Source organism: Micromonospora sp. NPDC048842 (genome assembly GCF_040649935.1).
In the GTDB taxonomy this organism is placed as follows: Bacteria; Actinomycetota; Actinomycetes; order Mycobacteriales; family Micromonosporaceae; genus Micromonospora; species Micromonospora hortensis.
The window spans coordinates 201,390-225,261 of record NZ_JBEZGK010000009.1 but is presented as its reverse complement, the minus strand read 5'-3'; the positions used below and the strand labels follow the sequence as shown (position 1 = coordinate 225,261).

General features: G+C 71.4%; 21 protein-coding genes. 9 read left to right on the top strand and 12 right to left on the bottom strand.

Going from position 1 to position 23,872, the window contains the following annotated elements:
- The first annotated feature begins 1 nt into the window (after window position 1).
- Window positions 2–1,597, top strand: coding sequence for a DUF6194 family protein (locus tag AB0C19_RS15900; protein ID WP_357185160.1), 1,596 nt, complete (start codon window positions 2–4; stop codon window positions 1,595–1,597).
- Window positions 1,598–1,612: 15 nt separating this feature from the next.
- Here the strand turns inward: AB0C19_RS15900 and AB0C19_RS15895 are convergent, their stop codons facing one another.
- Window positions 1,613–2,149, bottom strand: a complete 537-nt coding sequence (locus tag AB0C19_RS15895; protein ID WP_030333470.1) for an HNH endonuclease — start codon at window positions 2,147–2,149, stop codon at window positions 1,613–1,615.
- Window positions 2,150–2,314: 165 nt separating this feature from the next.
- Complete coding sequence (locus AB0C19_RS15890) at window positions 2,315–2,548, bottom strand: hypothetical protein (RefSeq protein WP_357185156.1); 234 nt, start codon at window positions 2,546–2,548, stop codon at window positions 2,315–2,317.
- Window positions 2,549–2,671: 123 nt separating this feature from the next.
- On the opposite strand from AB0C19_RS15890, the gene AB0C19_RS15885 reads away from it, so the two are divergent.
- The 3 genes from AB0C19_RS15885 to AB0C19_RS15875 all read left to right on the top strand — a co-directional run bounded on the left by AB0C19_RS15885 (window position 2,672) and on the right by AB0C19_RS15875 (window position 5,853).
- A complete protein-coding gene (locus AB0C19_RS15885) occupies window positions 2,672–3,682 on the top strand; it encodes a mechanosensitive ion channel family protein (protein WP_357185311.1) in 1,011 nt (336 codons plus the stop codon).
- A 233-nt stretch (window positions 3,683–3,915) separates the two neighbouring features.
- Window positions 3,916–5,301, top strand: a complete 1,386-nt coding sequence (locus tag AB0C19_RS15880) for an MFS transporter (RefSeq protein ID WP_357185153.1) — start codon at window positions 3,916–3,918, stop codon at window positions 5,299–5,301.
- Between the two features lie 123 nt (window positions 5,302–5,424).
- On the top strand, window positions 5,425–5,853 hold the full coding sequence (locus tag AB0C19_RS15875; RefSeq protein ID WP_357185150.1) for a globin: 429 nt from the start codon (window positions 5,425–5,427) through the stop codon (window positions 5,851–5,853).
- 21 nt (window positions 5,854–5,874) lie between these two features.
- On the opposite strand, the gene AB0C19_RS15870 is transcribed toward AB0C19_RS15875, so the two are convergent.
- The 4 genes from AB0C19_RS15870 to ettA all read right to left on the bottom strand — a co-directional run bounded on the left by AB0C19_RS15870 (window position 5,875) and on the right by ettA (window position 9,460).
- Complete coding sequence (locus AB0C19_RS15870) at window positions 5,875–6,459, bottom strand: YbjN domain-containing protein (protein WP_030333460.1); 585 nt, start codon at window positions 6,457–6,459, stop codon at window positions 5,875–5,877.
- A gap of 131 nt (window positions 6,460–6,590) precedes the next feature.
- On the bottom strand, window positions 6,591–7,328 hold the full coding sequence (locus tag AB0C19_RS15865) for a hypothetical protein (RefSeq protein WP_357185146.1): 738 nt from the start codon (window positions 7,326–7,328) through the stop codon (window positions 6,591–6,593).
- Entirely contained in the window at window positions 7,325–7,771 is a 447-nt protein-coding gene (locus tag AB0C19_RS15860; protein WP_112584127.1) for a thioesterase family protein, read from the bottom strand. The genes AB0C19_RS15865 and AB0C19_RS15860 overlap by 4 nt, the downstream gene beginning before the upstream one ends.
- Window positions 7,772–7,783: 12 nt before the next feature.
- Complete coding sequence (gene ettA / locus AB0C19_RS15855) at window positions 7,784–9,460, bottom strand: energy-dependent translational throttle protein EttA (RefSeq protein ID WP_099856650.1); 1,677 nt, start codon at window positions 9,458–9,460, stop codon at window positions 7,784–7,786.
- A 209-nt stretch (window positions 9,461–9,669) separates the two neighbouring features.
- Between ettA and AB0C19_RS15850 the strand changes: the two genes are divergently transcribed.
- The 4 genes from AB0C19_RS15850 (at window position 9,670) to otsB (ending at window position 14,492) form a co-directional block, all read left to right on the top strand.
- Entirely contained in the window at window positions 9,670–9,954 is a 285-nt protein-coding gene (locus AB0C19_RS15850; protein ID WP_238685459.1) for a hypothetical protein, read from the top strand.
- Window positions 9,951–10,343, top strand: a complete 393-nt coding sequence (locus AB0C19_RS15845; RefSeq protein WP_357185140.1) for a hypothetical protein — start codon at window positions 9,951–9,953, stop codon at window positions 10,341–10,343. The genes AB0C19_RS15850 and AB0C19_RS15845 overlap by 4 nt, the downstream gene beginning before the upstream one ends.
- Window positions 10,344–10,485: 142 nt before the next feature.
- Window positions 10,486–11,886, top strand: coding sequence for a trehalose-6-phosphate synthase (locus AB0C19_RS15840; protein WP_030333449.1), 1,401 nt, complete (start codon window positions 10,486–10,488; stop codon window positions 11,884–11,886).
- A 41-nt stretch (window positions 11,887–11,927) separates the two neighbouring features.
- The gene (gene otsB / locus AB0C19_RS15835) at window positions 11,928–14,492 is read left to right on the top strand and encodes a trehalose-phosphatase (RefSeq protein ID WP_357185308.1); all 2,565 of its coding nucleotides are present in this window, start codon (window positions 11,928–11,930) and stop codon (window positions 14,490–14,492) included.
- A 50-nt stretch (window positions 14,493–14,542) separates the two neighbouring features.
- Here otsB and AB0C19_RS15830 read toward each other — a convergent pair whose 3' ends face one another.
- The 4 genes from AB0C19_RS15830 to cobC form a co-directional block, all read right to left on the bottom strand.
- On the bottom strand, window positions 14,543–15,829 hold the full coding sequence (locus AB0C19_RS15830) for a hypothetical protein (protein WP_357185136.1): 1,287 nt from the start codon (window positions 15,827–15,829) through the stop codon (window positions 14,543–14,545).
- Window positions 15,830–15,923: 94 nt separating this feature from the next.
- Window positions 15,924–17,165: a uroporphyrinogen-III C-methyltransferase gene (gene cobA / locus AB0C19_RS15825; protein ID WP_357185133.1), complete on the bottom strand. Its 1,242-nt coding sequence runs from the start codon at window positions 17,163–17,165 to the stop codon at window positions 15,924–15,926.
- A gap of 40 nt (window positions 17,166–17,205) precedes the next feature.
- A complete protein-coding gene (gene cobT / locus AB0C19_RS15820) occupies window positions 17,206–18,336 on the bottom strand; it encodes a nicotinate-nucleotide--dimethylbenzimidazole phosphoribosyltransferase (protein WP_357185131.1) in 1,131 nt (376 codons plus the stop codon).
- Window positions 18,336–19,421, bottom strand: a complete 1,086-nt coding sequence (gene cobC / locus AB0C19_RS15815) for an Rv2231c family pyridoxal phosphate-dependent protein CobC (protein WP_357185128.1) — start codon at window positions 19,419–19,421, stop codon at window positions 18,336–18,338. Before cobC ends, cobT begins: the two co-directional genes overlap by 1 nt.
- 122 nt (window positions 19,422–19,543) lie before the next feature.
- On the opposite strand from cobC, the gene AB0C19_RS15810 reads away from it, so the two are divergent.
- The gene (locus AB0C19_RS15810) at window positions 19,544–21,673 is read left to right on the top strand and encodes a transglycosylase domain-containing protein (protein ID WP_357185125.1); all 2,130 of its coding nucleotides are present in this window, start codon (window positions 19,544–19,546) and stop codon (window positions 21,671–21,673) included.
- A 25-nt stretch (window positions 21,674–21,698) separates the two neighbouring features.
- On the opposite strand, the gene AB0C19_RS15805 is transcribed toward AB0C19_RS15810, so the two are convergent.
- Window positions 21,699–22,268, bottom strand: a complete 570-nt coding sequence (locus AB0C19_RS15805; RefSeq protein ID WP_238685465.1) for a GNAT family protein — start codon at window positions 22,266–22,268, stop codon at window positions 21,699–21,701.
- Window positions 22,265–23,668: a cobyrinate a,c-diamide synthase gene (locus AB0C19_RS15800; RefSeq protein WP_357185121.1), complete on the bottom strand. Its 1,404-nt coding sequence runs from the start codon at window positions 23,666–23,668 to the stop codon at window positions 22,265–22,267. Before AB0C19_RS15800 ends, AB0C19_RS15805 begins: the two co-directional genes overlap by 4 nt.
- Window positions 23,669–23,872: the final 204 nt, after the last annotated feature.

Genomic DNA, 23,872 nt, shown 5'->3' with positions numbered 1-23,872 from the left:
AATGCCACCTTTTCTCGACCTGTTGGCGGTATCCCCGGACCTACTCGCGCTCGGCGAACCGACGCACGGTGAGTCCGCCTTCCTCCAGCTCCGCAACGAGGCCTTTCTTTCGCTGGCGGAGCACGGCTACCGCTCGATCGCTCTGGAGAGCGACCGCGCGGCCGGGCTGATCGCCGACGAGTTCGTGCAGGGCGTCGCCGCCGTGACGCTCGACCGGGCGCTCACCGAAGGGTTCAGCCACGGGTTCGGGGCGGCCCCGGCGAACCGCGACCTTCTGCTGCGGATGCGGGAGTGGAACGCTGGACGGCCGGTCACCGAGCGCCTGACGTTCCACGGCTTCGACGCCCCGGTGGAGCTGGAGAGTGCTCCGAGCCCGCGCCAACACCTCAACCAGGTCTGCCACTTCCTCGACCTGGACCGGTCTGCCGAGATCGACGACCTGATCGGGGACGACGCACGGTGGAGTGACAGTGCAGCGATCTGGGAGTCCGGCCGTTCGGTCGGGCGCTCGACAGACGCCCAACGACTGCGGGTGCTCGCCGACGACCTGCTGACCGAGTTGTACCTGCGGGCGCCGCGGAAGTCAGCGGGCTGGCGGGCGGCGTTCGTGCACGCCTCGGCCGCTGTCGCGTTGCTGCGTTACCACGCTGCGGCCGCCGCACCACTGGCCCAGGAGGAACGCTTCGCCCACCTGGCCGGGGTCCGGGACGCGCTGATGGCCGAGAACCTGCTCGCGATCCGATCGGCCGAGGCACATCGCGGGCCCACACTGGTCTTCGCGCACAACACGCACCTCCAGCGCCACCAGAGCACGATGACACTCGCCGAGACGCAGGTGTCGTGGGCCGGCGCCGGCGCGATCGTCGCGTCGTTAATGGGCGACCGGTACGCGGTGATCGCCGGCAGCCTCGGCGCGAGCCCGGCGCTCGGCATCGGGCCGCCCGCCGCCACGACCTACGAGGGCCGACTCCAGCAGGTGACCAGCCTTCCCCGGTACCTGCCGACGTCCGACATCGCAGCGGCCGAGCAGCGAACGCACGACTACCGCTACTTCCCGCTGGACCGGGCCACCATCGAAAACGCCGACGCGGTCCTGCACGTCCCGACCGGTGTCGACACGGCCGTGCTCGCCGATCGGATCGCCGCACTGCCCGGCGTCGAGCAGGTCGTGGCGAGCGAGGAGAACGAATCACCAGAGGCGGCCTGGGGCGACCGGTTCTTCTTCGTCGGCCCGGACCGCCGCCAGCCGTTCGCCACAATCGTCGAGCACGACGTGCCCGGCTTCGACGAGGCCGCACAGCTTGGCCGCCCCGGTGTCTTCCGCCTCAACCTGGACCTGGGTCGGGCCGAGTTCGAGCGGCTGTTCGGCTTCCCGCCCAAGGCATTCGAGGAGCACCGACACGAGTTCGACTTCGCCCGACTGGACACCTTCGTGCCGCACCCGGGCTACGCACAGTACGGCTTCGCCAGCATCGTCATGCCCGGTCCGCAACTGCTGCCCGAGATCGACCGGCTCCTCGCGGTCGCGTACCGCCGAGCGGTCGACCGCCACGAACGCGCTGCGCGCCGGGCAACCCGCCCGCAACCCGGAGCCTGACCGCACCCTGCGGGGTCAGGCGGCTGCCTCGGGCTCCCGCAGGTCCAGCCAGTCGGCCCAGCGGGGGTCCGGGGCACGGTGGCCCAGCACCCGCCAGGCGGTGCCCTTCGGGGCGGCCGGCAACGCGTGTAACCGCCACCCCATCTCGGCCGGGGTCTTGTCGCCCTTGGTGTGGTTGCACCTGGCACACGCGGCGACCACGTTCTCCCACGCGTGCCGGCCACCCCGGCTGCGCGGAAAGACGTGGTCGATGGTCTCGGCCGGGCCCCGGCAGTAGGCGCACCGCCACCCGTCCCGGGCGAAGATCGCCCGGCGGGACAGCCCGACATGCGTTCGGTACGGCACCCGGACGAAGCGCGTCAGCCGAACCACTGATGGCACCGGGAGCGCGTCCCGGGCGCTGTGCAGGATGCCGTCACCGTCGGCGACGCAGACCGCCTTGGCGGAGAGGACGAGGATCGCGGCGCGACGCACCGACACGACACACAGCGGCTCGTAGGTGGCGTTGAGGACCAACGCGCCGGAGCCCACAGTGGGTCGTATGTCAGGCATCGCGCTCACCCTCCCGGTTCAGCGGCTGCTGGGGACCGCCGCCGACCGGGGCCGGGCACAGGGGCCCACACGGTCGACGCCGGGCCGATCACCGACGTCCGTTGCGCCAATAGTCCCTGATCGGACCCCGGATTGCACGTACTAATCTCTCTTCTGGTAAGCGGATCACCCGCGCCGGGACGGAATCGATGCCGAACGCACCGCTTCGGCAGGGTTGCTCCGCGCGACTGGTACCCCAACCGGTTCCGTCGGTGCGCCGCGCTGGGGTGTCATCGGCTCGGACATCCCCTTCGGCACCGCCACCACGATGCCCAGCAGCAGCAGCCGTCCGATCCAGCGATCGGCACTGCCGTGGAAGACCCGGTCCCGGCCCTTGCGCCCCATCGGGTCGACGCCCACGCTCCACCTCTCCAGCCGCCATGCTCGCCACGTCGGTCCGCCGGCCGGTGGGTCGGCGGCGGACGCTCGGGCTCCTTGCGGTACGAAGACATAGTGAGTGCCGCCAGCGTGACGCCCCTAGCCCTGTCCGACGCCGCCTCGGTGAGCTGCCAGGGCAGCACCTCCTGCGAGTGGATCTACCGGATCACCGAGTCGGCCTGGTTCGCCGAGGGAAGCTACTGGATCCTGCTCAAACCGCTTCGAGTGCTGCTGATCCTGGCACTGGCGATGGTGGCCCGCTGGGCGCTACACCGGACGATCGACCGGTTGGTTCGGACGACCACCGACGGTGCGGTGCCGACGATGCTGCGGCCGCTGCGCGAGCGGGTACCCACCGCCGCTGTCGACCCTGCCGAGTTCGTGCCCGAGCGACGGAGGCAGCGGGCCGAGGCGATCGGGTCGGTGCTGCGCAGCCTGACCACAGCGTTCGTCTTCGGCATCGCGCTACTGATGATCCTGCGGGAGTTCAGCTTCGACCTGGCGCCGCTGCTGGCCAGCGCGGGGATCGCCGGCGTCGCGCTGGGCTTCGGCGCGCAGAGCCTGGTGAAGGATCTGATCGCCGGCCTGTTCATGCTGATCGAGGACCAGTACGGCGTGGGTGACAACGTCGACCTGGGCGAGGCGATGGGCGTGGTCGAGTCGGTCGGCCTGCGGGTCACCACGGTGCGCGACGGCCGGGGCGTGCTCTGGTACATCCGCAACGGCGAGATCATCCGGGTGGGCAACAAGAGCCAGGGTTGGGCTCTCGTGGTGGTGGACCTGCCGATCGGTTTCAACAGCACCGAGGAGGCCACGGCGGTGCTACGGACCGCAGCCGCCTCGATCGCGATGGACCCGGAGCTGTCACCGGAGATCGTGGAGGCGCCCGAGGTGCTGGGTGTCGAGCAGGTGACGGTGGACGGCGCGGTCATCCGCACCGTGGTGAAGACCACAGCGGACGGGCAGTTCGCGGTGGGCCGGGAACTGCGTCGGCGTCTCGCCGAGGCGCTGGAGAATTCGGGGATCACCGCGCAGATCGCCGCGGCCCGCATCTATCCCGGTCTGTCGACCCGGCCGATGTCTGAGGGCGAGACCGGTCAGGGCGGCGCCACCTGACACCGCCGACACTGTCCGGCAATTCAGGGGTCGCGATCCGGCCGGCCCCTCGGGTATCGTCCGTTCGTTCAGTCGGGGAGGCGACGAACGACCCGTTCGACCTAGCTAGTTGTCAGACGATCGGGCAGAATCCGGACCACGCGTTCCCACCAAAGCGTGATCACATCCTCGCTGATCCGTAGATCTGACGAGCGCTTCCGGCCGGGCTGCCACGAGCGGCCGAGCCGGGGCCGATGGAGGCGACGGTGCCTGACGAGCGACCTTCCGCGGAAGGCCCCGCCACATTCCGCGAAGTCTTCGGCCAGCACGAGTTCCGGGCTGTTTTCATGGCTGGCGCTCTCTCCTGGATCGGCGACTATGTCGCGAAGGCCGCCGTCACCCTGCTCGTCTATCAGCAGACCCGGTCCGTCGCGCTCTCCGCGGCTGCCTTCGCGGTCAGCTTCCTACCCTGGCTGCTCGGCGGTCCCGTGCTCGCCGCACTCGCGGAGCGGTACCCGTTCCGACGGGTGATGGTGGCATGCGACCTCATCCGGATGGCGCTGATGCTGCTCATCGCCATTCCGGGCCTGCCGTACCAGGCGGTGCTGGTGCTCATCTTCGCCGCCACCCTGGCCAACCCGCCAAGCCAGGCGGCGAAGTCCGCGCTGATCGCGCAATTGCTCACCGGGGACCGACTGGTACTGGGGCTGTCACTGAACAGCAGCGTCGGGCAGGCCGCCCAGGTCGTGGGGTACGTCTTCGGCGCCGCTGTCGCCTCGGTCGACCCGGAGGCGGCGCTGCTGTTCAACGCGGTCACGTTCGGTCTCTCGGCGCTGCTGGTTCGCCTCGGTGTGCGCCACCGCCCGGCGGTGATGGACCCGGAGCACCGCAGCCACCTGCTGCAGGAAACTCGGCAGGGGTTCGGCATTGTGTTCCGCACACCGGTGCTGCGCGCCATCGCGGTGCTGGTGTTCAGTTCGATGCTCTTCTCGATCGTGCCCGAGGGTCTGGCCGCAGCCTGGGCCAACGAGGAGGGCCGGGGCACGGTGAGCGCAGGCACCGCACAAGCAGCGATCATGGTGGCCAACCCGATCGGCTTCATCCTCGGTGGGTTGCTGGTGAGTCGCCTTTTCGGGCCGGCTCGCCGGCTGAAGCTGATGCGGCCGCTCGCGGTACTCGCCCCGTTGATGCTCGTACCGGTGCTACTCGATCCCCCGCCGCTGGTGGTCGCGTTGCTCGCCGCGCTCTGCGGTTTCGCGGTCGCCGGCATGATGCCGATGGCCAACGGGTTGTTCGTCCAGGCGCTGCCCAACGGCTTCCGAGCCCGGGCCTTCGGAGTGATGGCCACCGGCATACAGGTCATCCAGGGCCTCGCGGTGCTGGTCACCGGGATGCTCGCCGAACGGTTCCCCATTCCGATAGTGGTGGGGCTCTGGAGCGCAGCCGGGGTGGTGCTGATGGCGGTGGCCACGCTGCGTTGGCCGGACCGGCAGACGGTGAACGACGCGATCACTGCCGCCTCGTTGGCGAACGCCGCTCCGCCGCCCACCGGGCTCGGCGCCCCGGCCAGCGACCGCCCGGTGGAGGGCACGTCCGACCCACACGCCGGTGACGGCCACCGTCGGCACGCGGTCACCTGACCGTCGAGCCGACCTTCACCCGTGCAGGCCGGGCGCCCGATATTCGGGATTGTCGACCCGGCGTGATCCGACGCACGCCGTGCGGGACGGGTCGACACCGGACGCACCTGGCAGGATGGAACTGTGACTTCCGCAGGTGAATCCGACCGTCCCGGTGCGTCGATGACCCTCTTCGAAGCGGTCGGCGGCGAACCCACGTTCCGCAAGCTGGTCGACGAGTTCTACGCCGGCGTCGCCACCGACCCCCTGCTGCGACCCATGTACCCGGAGGAGGACCTGGGCCCGGCCGCGGACCGGATGACCCTGTTCCTGATGCAGTACTGGGGCGGGCCGAACACGTACTCCGCTCAGCGCGGGCACCCGCGGCTGCGGATGCGCCACGCGCCGTTCCGGATCGGCGCGGCCGAACGGGACGCCTGGCTGCGGAACATGCGCCGCGCCGTGGACCGGCTCGACCTTGAGCCGGAGATCGCCGCAACCCTCTGGGACTACCTGGAGCGGGCCGCGTACTTCATGGTCAACGTCGAGGACGACCCGACCAACGGCGGCTGACCCACCCCACCCGGAGCGGCGTCAGAGCAGCGCGCCCTCGTCGTGCAGCCAGTCGACGAAGCTGGTGGCGACCGCCGCGCCGCAGTCGAGCATCTCGACCAGGAGCGCGTCGTGGGTGCCCGCACCCAGGGGCACCTGAAGCTCGGCGTAGATCGGTAGCTGACCGCGCTCGGTCGGGTCACCGATGTACGCCTTGCAGAACCGGCGGGTGTGGTTCCACTCGTTGACCACCCGGTACGCCCGGTCGGCCCAGTCCGGCGGGACCGTGGCGTGCGGACGAGCCCGCATGACCAGGATCTCGTCCTCCGGCCCTTCGAGGGTGACCAGCACCGCGTGCCGCTCCCACATCGCCAGCAGGTTGCCGTCGCCGTCGGCCAGGTAACGCACGTCGAGCAGATCGAGTGCGTCACAGACCCGGCGCAGACTCACCGGCTCGACGGTGGCGGGCATCTCGGTCAGCACGGGCCGCTCGTTGGACGGGCAGTCGTCCCCCGGCTGGCGAGGGCTGGGCGGCCCGATCCGGACCGCGCTATCGACTGTGATCCCGCTTCGGGTTTCCGGATCGCCGCCGTCGGCGGGACCGGGGCGCCATGACCACCACGGCATCGCTCGCGCACCTCACTCCCCAGCGGATCCAGTCGCCTACGGTGCGTTGGATCCGAGGATGGACGGTACCCGGACAGCCGGGTTGAAGCACCCCCCCAACGACCGCCCCTGACCAGAAGAATGATCCGGGGTCATCCGTTCGGACGAGCGCTCAGGGGTGTCACGGCAAGATCCGTGGCCTTCTGCAACCAAGCCGCTCCGTGCGGTCCCACCAGGCCGACCCAACGACCGGCCACCCGCACCTGAACGGCATCCCCGCCCTCGCTAGCCGCCGAGCCGTTGGCGGTGCCGAGGAAGCCCATCCGGACCACCCCCTGCACCAGCCGCTGCGGCACCTCGACCGGCGCGGCGGGCGTCCCGTCCGGGGTGATCAGCACCGCCACGTGGTCGAGCAACGCGTCACGCAAGGCCCGCTGGCCCACGGCACGACCGGCCACACCCTGCTCGCTCGCCGTCCGCAGGGTGCCCGCCGCCGCGTCGGCGATCCGTCGCAACTCGGCAACGGGCAGCGACTCCACCTGGCGGCTCCGCGTCGGCGGCAACGGCCACCGCCATTGAGCGTCCCGGCGGGTCGGCAGCGCCGCCCCGCCCCGCTCCAGCTCGGCGAGCAGCTCCGCGGCCGCCACCGTGACGTCCTCCGCGACGCCGTCGGTCGGCCCACCGGCAACCGTGCGGACCACCAGGACCTGCCACGGCAGCCGGGCCCACAGGGCGACCCGGCCCGGCGCGCCGGCCGGCCGCAGCCGAACCGGCGCGACCGGATCCAACCGGACCAGCCGGGCCAGGAAGGCGCCCGCGTCCGCCACCCCGACGACACCGTGGGTGGACGCCGCCGTCCGGCCCGGCTCGGCGGTGCCCGGTCGGGTCACGCCACACCGCCCTGCGGCGCGTACGTGAGCAGGAAGTCCCGTTCCTCGGTGGTGATCCGCCGGGGCACCTGGCGGGTCAGGTCGAACGGCACCAGCACCGAACGGGCACGGCTGGCCAGCACCTCACCGTCGTACAACTCGTAGGCGACGGTGAACCGGGAGGCCCGGATCTCCTCCACCCACAGCTCGATCCGGACCGTGGGTGCCGCCTCCGCGGTGGCCCGGCCGAGCGCGTAGTCGACCGGGCGCAGGTAGTCGACCTCGTGCCGGCGGATCACCACACCGTCGGCGAACGAGCCGACGCCCCAGGCCCGGCCCCCGGCGAACATCAACGCCACCCGCGCCTCCTCGTACAGCGTGAGGAAGCGCGAGTTGTTGACGTGGCCGTACGCGTCCAGGTCGGACCAGCGCAGGGTGCAGTGGTAGACGAAGCGGTCAGACACCTTCTCGGCCGGTCAGTCGCGGGTCAGCTTGCGGTAGGTCACCCGGTGCGGCCGGGCAGCCTCCGCGCCGAGGCGGTCGATCTTGTTCTTCTCGTACGCCTCGAAGTTGCCCTCGAACCAGAACCACCGGGTCGGGTCCTGGTCGTCGCCCTCCCAGGCCAGGATGTGCGTGGCGACGCGGTCCAGGAACATCCGGTCGTGCGAGATGACCACGGCGCAGCCGGGGAACTCCAGCAGTGCGTTCTCCAGGCTGGACAGCGTCTCCACGTCCAGGTCGTTCGTCGGCTCGTCGAGCAGGATGACGTTGCCGCCGATCTTCAGGGTCAGCGCCAGGTTGAGCCGGTTGCGCTCACCGCCGGAGAGCACCTTCGTCGGCTTCTGCTGGTCCGGTCCCTTGAAGCCGAATGCGGCGATGTACGCCCGCGACGGCATCTCGACCTTGCCTACCATCAGGTAGTCCAGCCCGTCGGAGACGACCTCCCAGACGGTCTTGTCGCCGTTGAGGCCTTCGCGGTTCTGGTCGACGTACGACAGCGAGACGGTGGGGCCGACCCGGACCTGCCCGCCGGTCGGCTCTTCCAGCCCGACGATGGTCTTGAACAGGGTGGTCTTGCCGACGCCGTTGGGGCCGATGATGCCGACGATGCCGTTGCGCGGCAGCGAGAACGACAGGTTGTCGATCAACAGCCGGTCGCCGAAGCCCTTGCTGAGGTTGACCGCCTCGATCACCGTGCTGCCCAGGCGCGGGCCCGGCGGGATCTGGATCTCCTCGAAGTCGAGCTTGCGGGTCTTCTCCGCCTCGTTGGCCATCTCGTCGTACCGGTCCAGGCGGGCCTTGGACTTGGTCTGCCGGGCCTTGGCGTTGGAGCGGACCCACTCCAGCTCCTCGGTGAGGCGCTTCTTCATCTTGGCGTCGCGGCGACCCTCGACGGCCAGGCGAGCGGCCTTCTTCTCCAGGTAGGTGGAGTAGTTGCCCTCGTAGCCGATGGCCCGGCCGCGGTCGAGCTCCAGGATCCAGCCGGCCACGTTGTCGAGGAAGTACCGGTCGTGGGTGATCGCCATGACGGTGCCGGCGTACTTGGCGAGGTGCTGCTCCAGCCAGGAGACGCTCTCCGCGTCCAGGTGGTTGGTGGGCTCGTCGAGCAACAGCAGGTCGGGCGCCTCCAGCAGCAGCTTGCAGAGCGCCACTCGGCGACGCTCTCCACCGGAGAGCTGGGTCACGTCGGCGTCCGGCGGCGGGCAGCGCAGCGCGTCCATGGCCAGTTCGAGCTTGGAGTCGACGTCCCAGGCGTCGAGATGGTCGAGCTCCTCCTGGAGCTTGCCCATCTCCTCCATCAGCTCGTCGGAGTAGTCGGTGGCCATCTGCTCGGCGATCTTGTTGAACCGCTCCAGCTTGGCCTTGGTCTCGGCGACCGCCTCCTCGACGTTGCCGAGCACGGTCTTGGCCTCGTTGAGCGGGGGCTCCTGGGCGAGCATGCCGACGGTGTAGCCGGGCATGAGTCGGGCCTCGCCGTTGCTCGGCTTGTCCAACCCTGCCATGATCTTGAGGAGGCTGGACTTACCGGCGCCGTTCGGACCGAGCACACCGATCTTGGCTCCTGGCAGGAAGCTCAACGTCACGTTGTCGAGCACGACCTTGTCGCCGTGCGCCTTGCGCGCCTTTTCCAGAACGTAGATGTACTGGGCCACGGTGCGGGCTACCTCCGTCGGTTGCTGTCGCTGATCGGCGGCGCGGCGCGGGCTGCGAGGACCGCCCGCCGCCGCCGGCCGGGAGCCGGCCGCGCGCACGCCATCGTCAATCCTGACAGGTACGGCGCGCTTCGCCCACATCACCCCGCCCCAGGGGTACGCGAGCGCGCCTCCTTGCCAGAGCCGGTAAGGCAAATTACGGTTTCGGTATGACCAAGAAGATCACCATCAGCCTGCCCGATGAGCTTGCCGACAGGCTGGCCGACGAGCCGAACGCCTCCGCCTATGTCGCTGAGTCTCTGCGGCGGAGGGTGGCCGGGGAGAAGACGCGGGAGATCCTCCGGCGGGTGGGTTTTGAGATCACCGACGAGGGCGTCGCGCGGGTACACGCCGAGATGGAGCAGTTGCGGGCGAGCATCACGCCCGAACTGCGCGAACAGGCAGCCCAGCTCCAGGCGGAGGTCTTGGCGGCACGCGCGAGAGCCACCCGGTGACGGGCTACGGCTTGGCGCTGGATGCGACCGCCCTGCTGGCATATTCCTCGTCCGAACGGGATGTCGGACACCGCATCGCGGAAGCCGCCGACTATGGCGTGCACGTGCTGGTGCCGGCACTCTGCCTCGTCCGTGCGCACCAGGAGGCCACTCCCGATCAGTGGGAGATGCTCGAAGTACTCGCCGCGTTGCCGCACATCCGGGTAACACCTGTCGAGCCGAACATGTGCTCGTTTCTCGGCGGATGGTCGCGCCGGATGACCGGACACACGGACCTAGCTCAGTTGGCGATGGACGCCGCCGCCCACCCCCTCGTGCCGATCATGACGGACCGGCGGGAGCTGCTCGGCGAGGTGCTGCCCAAGGAATGGCCGATCATCGACCTCTGACCTGCGGGCTGTCGACAAGATCACCTTTAGGATTCGGTCGCACCGAGGCGGGTAGGAGACTCCGGCACGGGGCACAAGACGCCGCAGCTACGCTCAGTACGCTCATCGCGGTGGACCCGTCAGTACCCGGAGGTGGCCGATCGTGACCGTCCGTAGCTCCTTTGTCGTAGTGGCGAACCGTCTGCCGGTCGACGAGGTGAGCACACCCGAGGGCCGGCAGTGGCGACGCAGCCCTGGCGGGCTGGTCACCGCGCTGCATCCCGTACTCGCCGAACACAAGGGCACCTGGGTCGGCTGGGCCGGTGGCACCGGCGCGGCCCCCGAGCCGTTCGACCTGGAGGGGATCCGGCTGCACCCGGTCCCGCTCAGCGCCGAGGAGTTGGAGCGCTACTACGAGGGCCAGTCCAACGCGACGATCTGGCCGCTCTACCACGACGCGGTGGAGACGCCGGCCTACAAGCGCCGGTGGCGGGAGGCGTACCGCCTGGTCAACGCCCGGTTCGCGGAGGCCGCAGCCGACGTGGCGGCCGAGGGCGCGACGGTCTGGGTGCAGGACTACCAGCTCCAGTTGGTGCCGGCGATGCTCCGTGAACTCCGCCCGGACCTGCGGATCGGGTTCTTCCTGCACATCCCGTTCCCGCCGATCGAGCTGTTCATGCAGATGCCGTTCCGTACCGAGATCCTGCGCGGTCTGCTCGGTGCCGACCTGGTCGGTTTCCAGCAGCGGCTGGCCGCGCAGAACTTCGTCCGGCTGGCCCGGCACCTGCTCGGGCTGCGCTACGAGGGGCAGATGATCCAGGTCGACGGTCGGCAGGTGAAGGCGGGCGCCTTCCCCATCTCGATCGACACCCAGGAGATGGAACGGATGGCCGCCGATCCGGCGATCCAGGCCCGGGCCAAGCAGATTCGCGCCGAGTTGGGCGATCCGAAGACGATAATCCTGGGCGTGGACCGGCTGGATTACACAAAGGGCATCGAGTTGCGGCTCAAGGCCTTCCGGGAGCTGCTGGCTGACGGAAAGTTGACAGTTCCCGACGCGGTCATGGTTCAGGTCGCCACACCCAGCCGCGAGCGCGTGGAGCACTACCAGGCACTACGGGTGAAGGTGGAGCGCGAGGTCGGCCGGATCAACGGCGAGTTCGGCAGGGTCGGCGTGCCGGCGGTCCATTACCTCCATCAGTCGTACAGTCGCAGTGAGCTGGCGGCGATGTACGTTGCTGCCGACGTGATGATGGTGACCCCGCTGCGAGACGGAATGAACCTCGTGGCGAAGGAATACGTAGCATCACGTGCCGACCAGGGTGGCGCGCTCGTACTCAGTGAGTTCGCCGGTGCCGCCACCGAGCTTCGCCAGGCATTTTTGTGTAACCCGCACGACCCGGACGCGGTCAAGGACGCCCTCCTCCGGGCAGTGCACGTGGAGAAAACCGAGGCACGCCGCCGGATGCGGACAATGCAACGTCACCTGCGTACCCACGACGTGGGCCACTGGGCCAAGTCTTTCCTCTCGGAGCTCGGAGTTCCCGAGGCGGAGGCCGAGTGAACACGTCCGTCAACGATGGGGCGGCAAACGCCACCGGGGTCATGGACCCTGAGTTGCGTTCCGCCATCGGCCGGATCGCCCGGGTCCCCCAGCTCCTGGTCGCCTGCGACTACGACGGCACGCTGGCGCCGATCGTGGAAGACCCCAGCACAGCCGTCCCGCTGCCCGAGTCGGTCGCCGCGATCCGCGCGCTCGCCGCGCTGCCGCAGACCACAGTGGCGGTGGTCTCTGGTCGGGCGCTGCGCGACCTGGCCGCGCTCTCGCGGCTGCCCAGCGAGGTGCACCTCGTCGGCAGCCACGGCTCCGAGTTCGACATCGGCTTCGTCGAGCGGCTCTCCCCCGAGTTGGTCGCCGTACGGACCCAGGTCCGCAACGCGCTGCGTGAGATCGCCGCCCAGCACCCGGGCATCCGGCTGGAACGCAAACCGGCGAGCGTCGCGATGCACACCCGTGGGGTCGACCCGCAGATCGCCGCCGCCGCCATCGAGGCGGTCCGCAACGGTCCGGCCACCTTCGACGGCGTCACTGTGACCCAGGGCAAGGAGGTCATCGAACTTTCCGTGGTGGCCACCCACAAGGGCACCGCACTCGACCAGTTGCGGACCCAGCTCGCCTCCAGCGCGGTCCTGTTCATCGGCGACGACGTCACCGACGAGAACGGGTTCGGCCACCTGCACGGTCCCGACCTCGGCATCAAGATCGGCCCCGGCGACACCCAGGCCAGCTACCGGGTGGCCGACCCGCTGGAGGCCGCCCGCGCGCTGGCGCTGCTGCTGGAAACCCGGCGGCACTGGCTGTTCGGTGAGCGGGCGGTGCCGATCGAACGGCACTCCATGCTGGCCAACGGTCGTACCGTCGCTCTGCTCACCCCCGAGGCCAAGGTGAGCTGGCTCTGCCACCCCAAGCCCGATTCGGCGGCGATCTTCGCCGACCTGGTCGGTGGCAGCCCGGCCGGCCACTTCAGCATCACCCCGGAACGTGGCGGCATCCCGCTGGGCCAGCGCTACCGGTCCGGCACGATGACCGTGGAGACCCGCTGGTCCGGGCTCACCGTCACCGACTGGCTGGACAAGCCGGCCCGGGAGACCACACCGAGCGACAGCCCGGCGGTCATCACCGGCGACTCGACACTGGTCCGGGTGCTGACCGGCAGCGGCAAGGCCACTGTGGAGTTCGCGCCGAGGCCCGAGTTCGGCCAGGTCGCCGTGCAGTTGCAGCCGATCGGCGACGGTCTGCTGGTGCTCGGCTCCAACGAGCCGGTAGCGCTCTACGCCCCCGGTGTGGAGTGGGAGGTCGGCAACGACGGGGGGTACGAGACCGCCAAGGCGATCGTCGACCTCTCCGCCGCCGGTGGGCAGGTAGTGCTGGAGCTGCGCTTCGGCACGCACAGCCTGGAGCACCATCGGGTGCCGATCCACGAGCGGCAGGCCGCCGCCGAGCAGCCGTGGAAGGACTGGGTGGCCTCGCTGCGGCTGCCGTCCACCGCCCGCGACCTGGTCGCGCGCAGCGCCCTCACCCTGCGCGGGCTCTGCCACGAAGCCACCGGCTCGATCCTGGCCGCGGCGACCACCTCGCTCCCCGAGGAGCTGGGCGGCGTCCGCAACTGGGACTACCGCTACTGCTGGCTGCGCGACGCCGCGCTGACCGCCCGCGCACTTGTCGACCTGGGCTCCGTCGAGGAGGCCGAGGCGCTGCTGCGCTGGGTGGACGGCTGCATCGAGCGCACCGGCGGGCACCCGGAGCGACTGCACCCGCTCTACACCATCGACGGCTACGAGCTGGGTGCCGAGGCCGTCATCGACACGCTGCCCGGGTACGCCGGCTCCCGGCCGGTCCGGGTCGGCAACCTCGCCAACCACCAGTTGCAGCTGGACGTCTTCGGCCCGATCGCCGACCTGATCGCGGCCGTCGCCGACGCTCGCGGTTCGGTCCGTGACGACGAGTGGCGGGTCCTGGAGAACATGGTCGAGGCGGTCCGCCGCCGCTGGCACGAGCCCGACCACGGCATCTGGGAGGCCCGGCTGCCACCCCGGCACCACGTCTTCTCCAAGGTGATGTGCTGGATGACAGTCGACCGCGCGCTGCACGTGATGCGCGAGCACGGCGGCGAGGACCGGCCCGAGTGGAAGGACCTGCGCGACCGGATCGGCGCCAACGTGCTGGAGCACGGCTGGCACTCCGACGTCGAGGCGTACAGCGTCGCGTACGGGGACGAGGACATGGACGCCTCGTCGCTCTGGATCGGCCTCTCCGGCCTGCTCCCGGGCGACGACCCGCGCTTCCTGTCCACAGTCCTGCGGATCGAGGCGGACCTGCGCAGCGGCCCGGTCGTCTACCGCTACCACTGGGACGACGGCCTGCCCGGCCGTGAGGGCGGCTTCCACATCTGCACGGCGTGGCTGATCGAGGCGTACCTGCGCACCGGCCGCCGCACCGACGCCGAGGAGCTGTTCGCGCAGATGGTGCTGACCGCCGGCCCGACCGGGCTGCTCCCCGAGCAGTACGACCCGCTCGCCGAGCGCGGCCTGGGCAACCACCCGCAGGCGTACAGCCACCTCGGTCTGATCCGCTGCGCCCTGCTGCTGGACAACATGCTCAAGCAGTAGTTCGCCGTGTGTGTGACGGGGCCGGAGCGCTTGCGCTCCGGCCCCGTCGGTCAGTGCGGGTACGGCAGGCTCGGTTGCCACCCGTGCAGGTGGGCGACGAGGTCGGCGGGCACCGTCCAGTGCGCGTACGGCAGCACCGCGTTGCTGCCGGTGTGGATCAGGCGCAGTAGTGGGGCGCCGCCGGTGTGGTCGAGCGCGAGCTTCGGTTTACGGGCCGCGCCGACGCCGCCGAGGCCGAACAGGACGACAGGGTCCTGGACCGCAAGTCCCTGCGCCTGTCGCGCGTCACGCCAACCTCGGTACGCCGCGTCCAGCCGCCAGGGCGCGAGGTCGGCGAGACCGCGGTACAGGTTCGCCACCCAGGTCGCCGTGAGTTCGGCGTCGGAGAGCCGGGACGGCACCCCGGTCAGCAACGCGTCGAGCTCCGGATCCGTCTCCACCCCGGCGTTGGTCAGCGCCTCGGGCAACGCGCCTCGGCGGACGGCCGCGACCGCGGGGGCGGCCTGCTCGACCCGATCGACCTGCCAGCGAAGCCCTGCCGGGGTGTTCGCCGCTCGGCGGTCCCACAGCCACCGGGCGTTGTCCCAGCGGTGCCGCTGGTTGGCCGGGATCAGGTCGTCGATGCCGACGACCAACTCCGCGCCCTCGACCCGCGCGGTGAGCCACCGGCCCCGCAGGTGCGGCCGCTGCTCGCCGTAGCCGGCCAGTGCGACCACCGCGGACCGCAGGTAGGCGCCGGTGTTCCCGCGTGGGAAGTGCCAGCACAACGTGGACAGGTCGAGGGCGTCGAGGTCGGCGGCGGCCTCATCCGACACCGCGCCGATCCGGACCGGCGGCGATGCCGCGCTGGCCTGGCGATTGTCGAACTGTCGGCGGTCCCGGCGCTGCCGTGTCTCGGCCCGCTCGACCGACGGGCTGACCGAGTACGTCGCCGTCTTCCCGGCCCACCGCAACACCTCCATCCCGGCCGCCCACGGGTCGCCGAAGAGCCGGAACTCCAGCAGCTCGGGCTCGTCGGACCCGTCGTCCTCGGTCACCTGCAGCTCGTACACCAGGTCGCCGGGCGAGTCCAGGTCGTAGCCGGTGTGCGGATCACGGCCGAACTCGTTGCCGACGAGCGAGTCGCCCGTCGGCTGGCGATAGCCACGGACCACAGTGACCAGGACGGCCCAGGAGCCCTCGGCGTCCGTGCACCTCAGAGTCCGGACCGGAGCATCGCGCCATCCCGAGGGGAGATCCTCGAAGCTGGTGGTCAGGCCCTGCCGTCCACAACTCAGCGCGATCGGGGTCAGCAGATCCGTTCGCCACGTCTCGTGAGGGTCCTTCACGGTGAGCATGAGCGACATTGTGTCGACAGCCACCGACAACCACCGACAACGACAGCGGCTGGCATCCACCGCCGGAGGGGTCGCCGCCGCGTTCGGTCGTCGGTCAGCCGTCGAGGGCGCCCACCACGTCGCCCACCACGACGACGGCGGGCGGGCGTAGGTCGGCCGCACGCAGGTCGGCCGCTACCTCGCCCAGCGTGGACCGCAGGACCCGCTGGGTGCCCGTCGTGGCTTCCTGGACGACGGCGGCCGGCGTCTGCGGCGACCGACCGTGGGCGATCAGGGTGCCAGTGATGGCGGCGAGGTTCTTCAACCCCATCAGGATCACCAGGGTGCCGTGCAGACCGGCGAGGGCGTCCCAGCGCACCAGCGAGGCCGGAGCGTCGGGTGCCAGGTGCCCGGAGACCACTGTGAACTCGTGCGCCACCCCCCGATGGGTGACCGGAATGCCGGCCGCGGCCGGCGCGGCGATCGAGCTGGTCACCCCGGGCACCACTGTCACCGGCACGCCGGCGGCCGCGCAGGCCAGCAACTCCTCACCGCCGCGTCCGAAGACGTACGGGTCACCGCCCTTGAGCCGCACCACGAAGGCGCCGGCCAGGGCCCGGTCGACAAGGATCTGGTTGATCTCCTCCTGGGCCCGGGACGGGCCGTAAGGGATCTTCGAGGCGTCCACCAGCTCGACGTCCGGGCGCAACTCGTCGAGGAGCAGCCCGGGCACCAGCCGGTCGGCGACCACCACGTCGGCCTCGGTGAGCAGCCGCCAGCCCTTCACGGTGATCAGCTCCGGGTCCCCCGGCCCCGCACCGACCAGCGCCACCCGCCCGGCCTGCCGCCCACCTGTCGTCCCAGTGGAAGCGTCGGGCCGGCCAGCGATCCCGTCCGGTGCCAGGCGGACCGCCAGGAGGTCGCGGATGGCGTCGCGGACGGTCATCGCCCGGCGCGGGTCTCCGCCGCCGAGCACCGCCACGGTGACGGGGCCGTGCCGGGTCACGGCCGGGGTCCAGGCGGTGGCGGCCGTCCGGTCGTCGGCCCGGACGCAGAAGATCCGCCGCTCGGTGGCGACGGCGCTCACCGAAGCCGCCGCTATCGGGTCGTCGACAGCCACCTGGACCAGCCAGGCGCCGTCCAGGTCCTCGGGCACGAACCGGCGCGGCACCCAGTGCAGCCGACCCGCGTCGGCCCTGGCGCGCAGCGCCGGGGTCAGCTCCGGGGCCACCAGGAGGACGTCCGCGCCGGCGTCCAGCAGCGCGGGTACGCGCCGGGTGGCGACAGCGCCGCCACCCACCACTACCACCCGCCGCCCGTGCAGCCGCAAACCCAGGGGGTACGGATTGGAGGTCATGCCGCACCACCGAGGCGGACGGCTCGTTCGCTGCGCGTGCTCACTTCTCGGCCACCCCTGCGGAGTCGAAGGTGGCCACCTCGTGCAGCACCCGGACCGCGCCGGTGACCACTGGCAACGCCAGCAGCGCACCGGTGCCCTCGCCGAGGCGCAGCCCCAGGTCGATCAGCGGGTCGAGGCCGAGGTGGCGCAACGCGACAGTGGCGCCGGGCTCGGCCGAGCGGTGGCCGGCGACCATGGCGCAGACCGCCGCCGGGGCGAGCGCCGCGGCGGCGAGCGCGGCCGAGACCGCGATCACACCGTCCAGCAGCACCGGCGTGCGGCGCGCTGCGGCCCCCAGGATCAGCCCGGCCAGGGCGGCGTGCTCCAGTCCACCGACGGCGGCCAGCACCCCCAGTGGGTCGGCCGGGTCGGGGGTGTGCCGGGCCAGCGCGGCCCGCACCACTGCCACCTTGTGCGCGTACGTCGGGTCGTCGACCCCGGTGCCCCGACCGGTGGTGTCAAGCGGGTCGGCGCCGGTGAACGCGGCGATGAGCACGGCGGCCGGGGTGGTGTTGCCGATGCCCATGTCCCCGGTGAGCAGGATGCCGGCGCCGGCGTCGATCAGCTCGTCGGCGATCCGGATGCCGGTCTGCACCGCCGCCAGCGCCTCGTCCCGGGTCAGCGCGGCGGTCACTGTGAGGTCACGGGTGCCCCGGCGGACGGACGCGACAACCAGCCGGGGCACGGCCGGGTCGAGCACCGTCGGGTCGAGGGCCGTCGGGTCGAGGGCCGTCGGGTCGAGGGCCGTCGGGTCGGCGGCCGGGTCGGTGGGCAGCGGGGTGGCCACTCCGACGTCGACCACGGTGACCGAGGCGCCGGCCTGCCGGGCGAACGCGTTGACCACCGCCCCACCGGCCAGGAAGTTGCCGATCATCTGCGCGGTGACCTCCTGCGGCCAGGGGCTGACCCCCTGGGCGTGCACCCCGTGGTCGCCGGCGAAGATCGCCACGGCGGCCGGCTCGGGCAGCGGTGGTGGGCAGACTCCGGCCAGGCCGGCGAGGCGTACCGAAAGCTCCTCCAGCGCGCCCAGCGAGCCCGCCGGCTTGGTCAGCCGGCCGTGCAGCTCCCGGGCGGCGGCCATGGCCGCTTCGTCCGCCGGGCGGATCGCCGCGATCGTGGTCTCCAGCATCATGCCTCCATGATCTCGCGCAGCACGTCGATGAACGCGTCGGTGGTGTTTCGGTCGCGTACCGCCACCCGCAGCCAGTCCGGGCCGAGGCCGGGGAACGTGTCGCCTCGGCGCACCGCCCAGCCGCGCTCGCGCAGGGCGGCCCGGACCGCTGTCGCGCCCGGCAGGTGCAGCAGGACGAACGCGCTGGCGGGACGGCTGACGACGCGTACACCGGGCAGTTCGGCGAGGCGCGCGACCAGGTGGTCGCGGTCGGCGGCGAGGTCGGCGGCGATCGCGCGTTCGGCCTGGACCGCGACGGCGCTGGCGCAGGCCGACGCGGCCGCCAGCGCGGGTGTGCTGACAGCCCAGAGCGGCTGGACGGCGGCCAGCCGGGACAGCAGCTCCGCGGCGCCCAGCAGGTAGCCGATCCGCAGGCCGGCCAGGCCCCACGTCTTGGTGAGGCTGCGCACCACGAGCAGCCCGGGCAGGTCGCGGCGTTCGGCCAGCGACTCCGGTTCGCCGGGGCGCCCGGCGGCGATGGTGGTGTCGGCGAACGCCTCGTCGACCACCAGCACCCGGCCGGGGCGGGCCAGCGCGGCCACCGTCTGGGCGGGGTGCAGCACCGAGGTCGGGTTCGTCGGGTTGCCGATCATCACGAGGTCGGCGTCGGCGGGCACCCGGGCCGGGTCGAGGCGGAAGTCGTCGGCGGCGTCGAGCAGCACCCGCTCGACCGGGTGCCCGGCGGCCCGCAGCGCGGCCTCCGGCTCGGTGAACTGGGGGTGCACCACCACCGGACGGCGCACACCGCGCAGCGCCTGCGCGATCAGCACGAAGCCCTCGGCGGCACCGGCGGTGAGCAGTACCTCGTTCGGGTGACGGCGGTGTCGGGCGGCGACCGCCGCTCGCGCCGGTGTCGGATCCGGGTAGCGGGCCAGGTCCGTCAGGGTCGCGGCGATCGGGTCGGCCAGCCAGGCGGGCGGCCGCGCCCGACGGACGTTGACGGCGAGGTCGATCAGGCCGGCGGTCGCCTCGGCGTCGCCGTGGTGAGCGAGGTCCGGCTCGACCACTGTGGGTGGGGCGACAGCGCTCAGCTGATCAGACATGTCCGCGATCCTGCCGGGAAGGTGGCCGGTGGGACAGTCGATGTCGGGGTAAGCCGCGTCACCCACTCGCCGGTTTAAGAGTTCTTCTCATGTACGAATCGGAAATGTCATAACTTGACCAGGTGAGCAACCGACCCCTTGCTGCCGCTGGTCGTCTCGTCCCTCTCCTCCGCGCCGGACTGATCGCCGGAATCGTGATCGCCGCCGCCGCGTACCCACTGGTCGCCCTCACCGGGCTCGGCGCGAAGGCCACCGCGCACGCCGTGGAACAGAAGACCCGGGTGCTGAAGACCGCCCTGCCCGCCGAGACCTCGTACGTCTACGGCCCGGACGGCAAGACCGTGCTGACCATGTTCTACGAGGAGTACCGGCAGTACACCAAGCTGTCGGACATGTCGCCGAACATCCAACAGGCGATCGTGGCCGCCGAGGACTCCCGCTTCTACCAGCACCACGGCGTCGACCCGAAGGGTGTGGCCCGGGCCTTCGTCTCCAACGCCCGCTCCGGCGGCTCCCAGGGCGCGTCGACGCTGACCATGCAGTACGTCCGGATGGCCCTGCGGGACAGCGCGACCACGCCCAAGGAGGTCCAGGAAGCCACCCAGCAGACCAGCATTCGCAAGGTCAAGGAAATGCGGATGGCGCTGGACCTGGAGAAGGAGATGAGCAAGGAACAGATCATGGAGCGCTACCTGAACTCGGCGTACTTCGGGCACCGGGCGTACGGCATCTACGCGGCCAGCGAGATCTTCTTCTCCAAGACCCCGAAGGACCTCACCCCGGTCGAGGCCGCCACCCTCGCCGGACTGGTCAAGTCCCCCTCCGAGTTTGACCCGGCCGACTCCGACCAGAAGGAGGCCACCGGGCGGCGCAACTACGTGCTGGACCGGATGAGCCAACTCGGCTACCTCTCCCCCGACTCGGCCGCCGCCGCCAAGTCCGAACCGATCCGGCTCAAGCTGACCACCCCACCGCACGACTGCGCCGCGGTGGCGGAGAAGTACAACAGCTGGGGCTTCGCCTGCGACTACCTGAAGAACTGGTGGAGCGCGCAGCCCGCGTTCGGGGCGAACCGGCTGGAACGGATGGACAACCTGCGCCGGGGCGGCTACCGGATCGTGCTCAGTCTCGACCCGAAGATCCAGGAGGCGGCGGAGAAGAACGTCGGCGCCAAGGAAGCCACCGGCAGCCCGTTCGCCAACGGCATCGTGGTCTCCGAGCCGGGCACCGGGCGGGTGAAGGCCATGGCGGTGAACCGGACGTACTCGCTGGACCTGGCCGAGAACCCGCTGAGTTCCAACCCCGAGGCCGGGCCGAAGGTGAAGGCCAACTACCCGAACACCGTGGCACCACTGCTCGGCGGCGGTGACCTGGCCGGCTACCAGGCCGGCTCGACGTTCAAGATGTTCCCGATGCTGGCCGCGCTCGACGCGGGGATGACCCTCTCCACCTCGTTCAACGCCCCACACCGCTACCGCTCCGAGGTCTACGACGGCTGGTCTCCCTCCAACGCCAGCGGCGCCATGTCCGGTCAACAGACCATGTGGTCCGGCTTCGGTAAATCGGTGAACACGTACTTCGTGTGGCTGGAGGAGAAGGTCGGCGCGGACCGGGCGGTCCGGTTGGCCGAACAGCTCGGGCTGCGGTGGCGCACCGACGTCGACCGGGACCACGCGTCGCCGGACAAGGCGAAGAAGTGGGGTGCGTTCACCCTGGGCGTCTCCGACGCCACCCCGCTGGAGATGGCGAACGCGTACGCCGCCATCGCGGCCGACGGCCGCTACTGCGAGGCCATCCCCGTGCAGGCGATCATGAACCGGGACGGCACGCCCGCCACGTACGCCACAGCGGGCGGTCTGCACCGTGAGGTGGCCAAGCCGCGCTGCCGGCAGGTGGTGAGCGCTGACGCCGCACGGGCGGCCACCGACGCGGCCCGCTGCCCGACCGGAGACACCCCGGCGCGCGGCAGCTGCGGCGGCTGGTCCACCGCCGACAGCGTGCGGGGCACCGTCGGACGCCCGGTGGCCGGCAAGACCGGTACGACCGACAGCACCCGGTCGGCCTGGTTCGTGGGCTACACCCCGGAGTTGGCAGCGGCGAGCTTCATCTCCGACCCGGACAACCCGTTCAACGCGGTCGGTGACGGGCAGTCCCAAATCCCGATCAAGGCGGTTTCGGAGACCCTGCGCGACGGCCTGAAGGGCACCCCGACCCGCCAGTTCACCCCACCATCGGACGCCATCGTCGGCTGACGGGGCGCGGGTCGGTGCGTGCGGCTCAGCGCAGGTCGGCGGCGACGAACGACCACAGCTCCAGATCCACGCGGCCGCCGCTGACGAACCCGGCGTTGCGCAGCAGGCCCTCGTAGCTGAACCCGCCCTTCTCGGCGACCCGGCGCGAGGCCAGGTTGCCGGGAGCCACCCGCAGCTCGACCCGCTGGAAGCCGTGCTCCAGGATCAGCGCGATGGCCACCGCGTCGACAGCCTCGGCGGCGAAGCCGAAGCCCCGCGCGTGCGCCGCCATCGCGTAGGAGATCTCGGTGAGGCGGGCGCCCCAGTCGGTGCGCCGGGTCCACAGCGAGCCCACCACCTGGTCGTCCTCGCGCCGGAGCACCGCGTAGTGGTCGCCCTCCCCGCTGTCGCGCCGCTGCCGGGCCAGATCGGTGCACCAGGCCAGCCCGTCGATCGGGCCGGAGTCGTCGGGCAGCGGCAGCCAACGCCGGGTCAGCTTGTCGGCGAAGATCTCCCCGGCCGCCGCCGCGTCGGCCGCCGTGAGCTGACGTACCTCGGTACGCGGGGTGGAGACGGTCAGCGTCGGGAACCGGCGCACCGCCACCTGACCGATCACACCGACACCTCGCCCGGCTGTGCTGGTACCACCTCGCTCGTCGGGTCGGCCGCCGCCGCGGCGACCAACCGGGCCGCCGTCGCCGGATGGCTCGCCCAGTGCACTGTGAGCTGCGAGGCGTGCACGTTGCGCCAGACGAAGCCCTCCGGCGCGCCGCCGTCCCAGCTCCAGGCCGGGCGCTGACCCGCGCGGGGGGTGAGCACCGCACGGTGTGCCTTGTGCCCGACCAGCACCGTGCCGGTGGCGGCGACCACGCTGTCGGTCTGGGCGGTCGCCTCCCGGTAGCCGGCCACCACCCCGTCACGGCTGACGCCTACCGCGTCCAGGACACCGCACATCGGCAGCCCGTCCAGTTCCCGGGCCAGCCAGAGCAGCCCGGCTCCCTCGGCGATCACCGGACGCCCCGTCCGCGCCAACTCGGCCACCGCGATGCAGAGCCGCCGATTGGCCGACAACTGCTCGGCGTACGCCTCGGGCAGCGCGCCGCCCACGACCAGCGCGCGGGTGCCGACCGGCAGCGCCTCGTCGCGCAGCGGGTCGACGACGACGACCTCGGCGCCGGCGGCCCGGAGCAACTCGGTGGTCTCCGGGTGGCTGAAGCTGCCGCCCGGCCCACCGGCCACCGCCACCAGTGGGCGGTTCGCCGGGGGTGTGAACGTGCCGAGGGCCTCCTCGGGAGACCAGGCCGGCGCCGGCAGCGGCGGGGCGGAGCGGGCCAGCCCGAGCAGCCGTTCCAGGTCGACAGTGGCGGCGACGGCCTCGCCCAGCCGGCGGACCGCACGGACGGCGTCGGCCGAGTCGTCGACCACCGGCGCAACCCCGTGCCGCCGCGACGGCAGCACCGCCGGCAGGTCCTGTCGACGCAGCGCGCCGTAGACCGGCACCCCCACGTCGTCCAACGCCTCGCGCAGCATCCCCTCGTGTCGCGACGACGCCACCCGGTTCAGGATCACCCCGCCGAGCCACAACTGCTCGTCGTACGAGCGGAAACCGTGCACCAGGGCCGCCACCGACTGACCCATCGCGGCCACGTCGACAACGAGCACCACCGGGCTGCGCAGCGCGGCGGCCGCAGCGGCGGTGGACTCCTGCTCGGGGCGGCCACCGACCGAGTCGTACAGCCCCATGCTGCCCTGCACCACTGCCAGCCCGGCATTGGCGGCACCGTGCGCCACCAGCGGGGCGAGCCGGTCGAGGCCTACCAGTCGGGGGTCGATCACCCGGCCCGGCCGACCGGCGGCGAGGCCGAGGTAGGCGGCGTCGACGTGGTCCGGCCCGAGCTTGAACCCGGCGACGTCGACCCCTCGCTCGGCCAGGGCGGCGAGCAGCCCGATCGCCAGCGCGTTCTTCCCGTGCCCGGAGGACGGCGCGCTGAGCACCAGGCGCGGCACGACGGTCATCATCGACTCCTCGCGAGCGGTAGCGGGTACGCGACGGGACGACCGAGGCCGATCCGTCGGCGTGACGATACCCGCCCGGCTGGAGGCGCGAGCACCGCCAACCGGGGTGGGCGGCCCGGCCCTGGCAGTGCCCCGGGGCGTCGGCCCGGCCCGGTCCGGCCCGGTCCAGGTCAGTGGCGCCGGTCATACGAGTAGCCTCGGTGC

Coding starts and splice junctions, on each gene's coding strand:
- cobA (WP_357185133.1), bottom strand. CDS start 17,165: ATGACCTCCAATCCGTACCCCCTGGGTTTGCGGCTGCACGGGCGGCGG.
- AB0C19_RS15900 (WP_357185160.1), top strand. CDS start 2: ATGCCACCTTTTCTCGACCTGTTGGCGGTATCCCCGGACCTACTCGCG.
- otsB (WP_357185308.1), top strand. CDS start 11,928: ATGGACCCTGAGTTGCGTTCCGCCATCGGCCGGATCGCCCGGGTCCCC.
- cobT (WP_357185131.1), bottom strand. CDS start 18,336: ATGCTGGAGACCACGATCGCGGCGATCCGCCCGGCGGACGAAGCGGCC.
- AB0C19_RS15800 (WP_357185121.1), bottom strand. CDS start 23,668: ATGACCGTCGTGCCGCGCCTGGTGCTCAGCGCGCCGTCCTCCGGGCAC.
- AB0C19_RS15895 (WP_030333470.1), bottom strand. CDS start 2,149: ATGCCTGACATACGACCCACTGTGGGCTCCGGCGCGTTGGTCCTCAAC.
- cobC (WP_357185128.1), bottom strand. CDS start 19,421: ATGTCTGATCAGCTGAGCGCTGTCGCCCCACCCACAGTGGTCGAGCCG.
- AB0C19_RS15880 (WP_357185153.1), top strand. CDS start 3,916: ATGGAGGCGACGGTGCCTGACGAGCGACCTTCCGCGGAAGGCCCCGCC.
- AB0C19_RS15870 (WP_030333460.1), bottom strand. CDS start 6,459: ATGCCGTGGTGGTCATGGCGCCCCGGTCCCGCCGACGGCGGCGATCCG.
- AB0C19_RS15850 (WP_238685459.1), top strand. CDS start 9,670: ATGACCAAGAAGATCACCATCAGCCTGCCCGATGAGCTTGCCGACAGG.
- AB0C19_RS15830 (WP_357185136.1), bottom strand. CDS start 15,829: ATGCTCACCGTGAAGGACCCTCACGAGACGTGGCGAACGGATCTGCTG.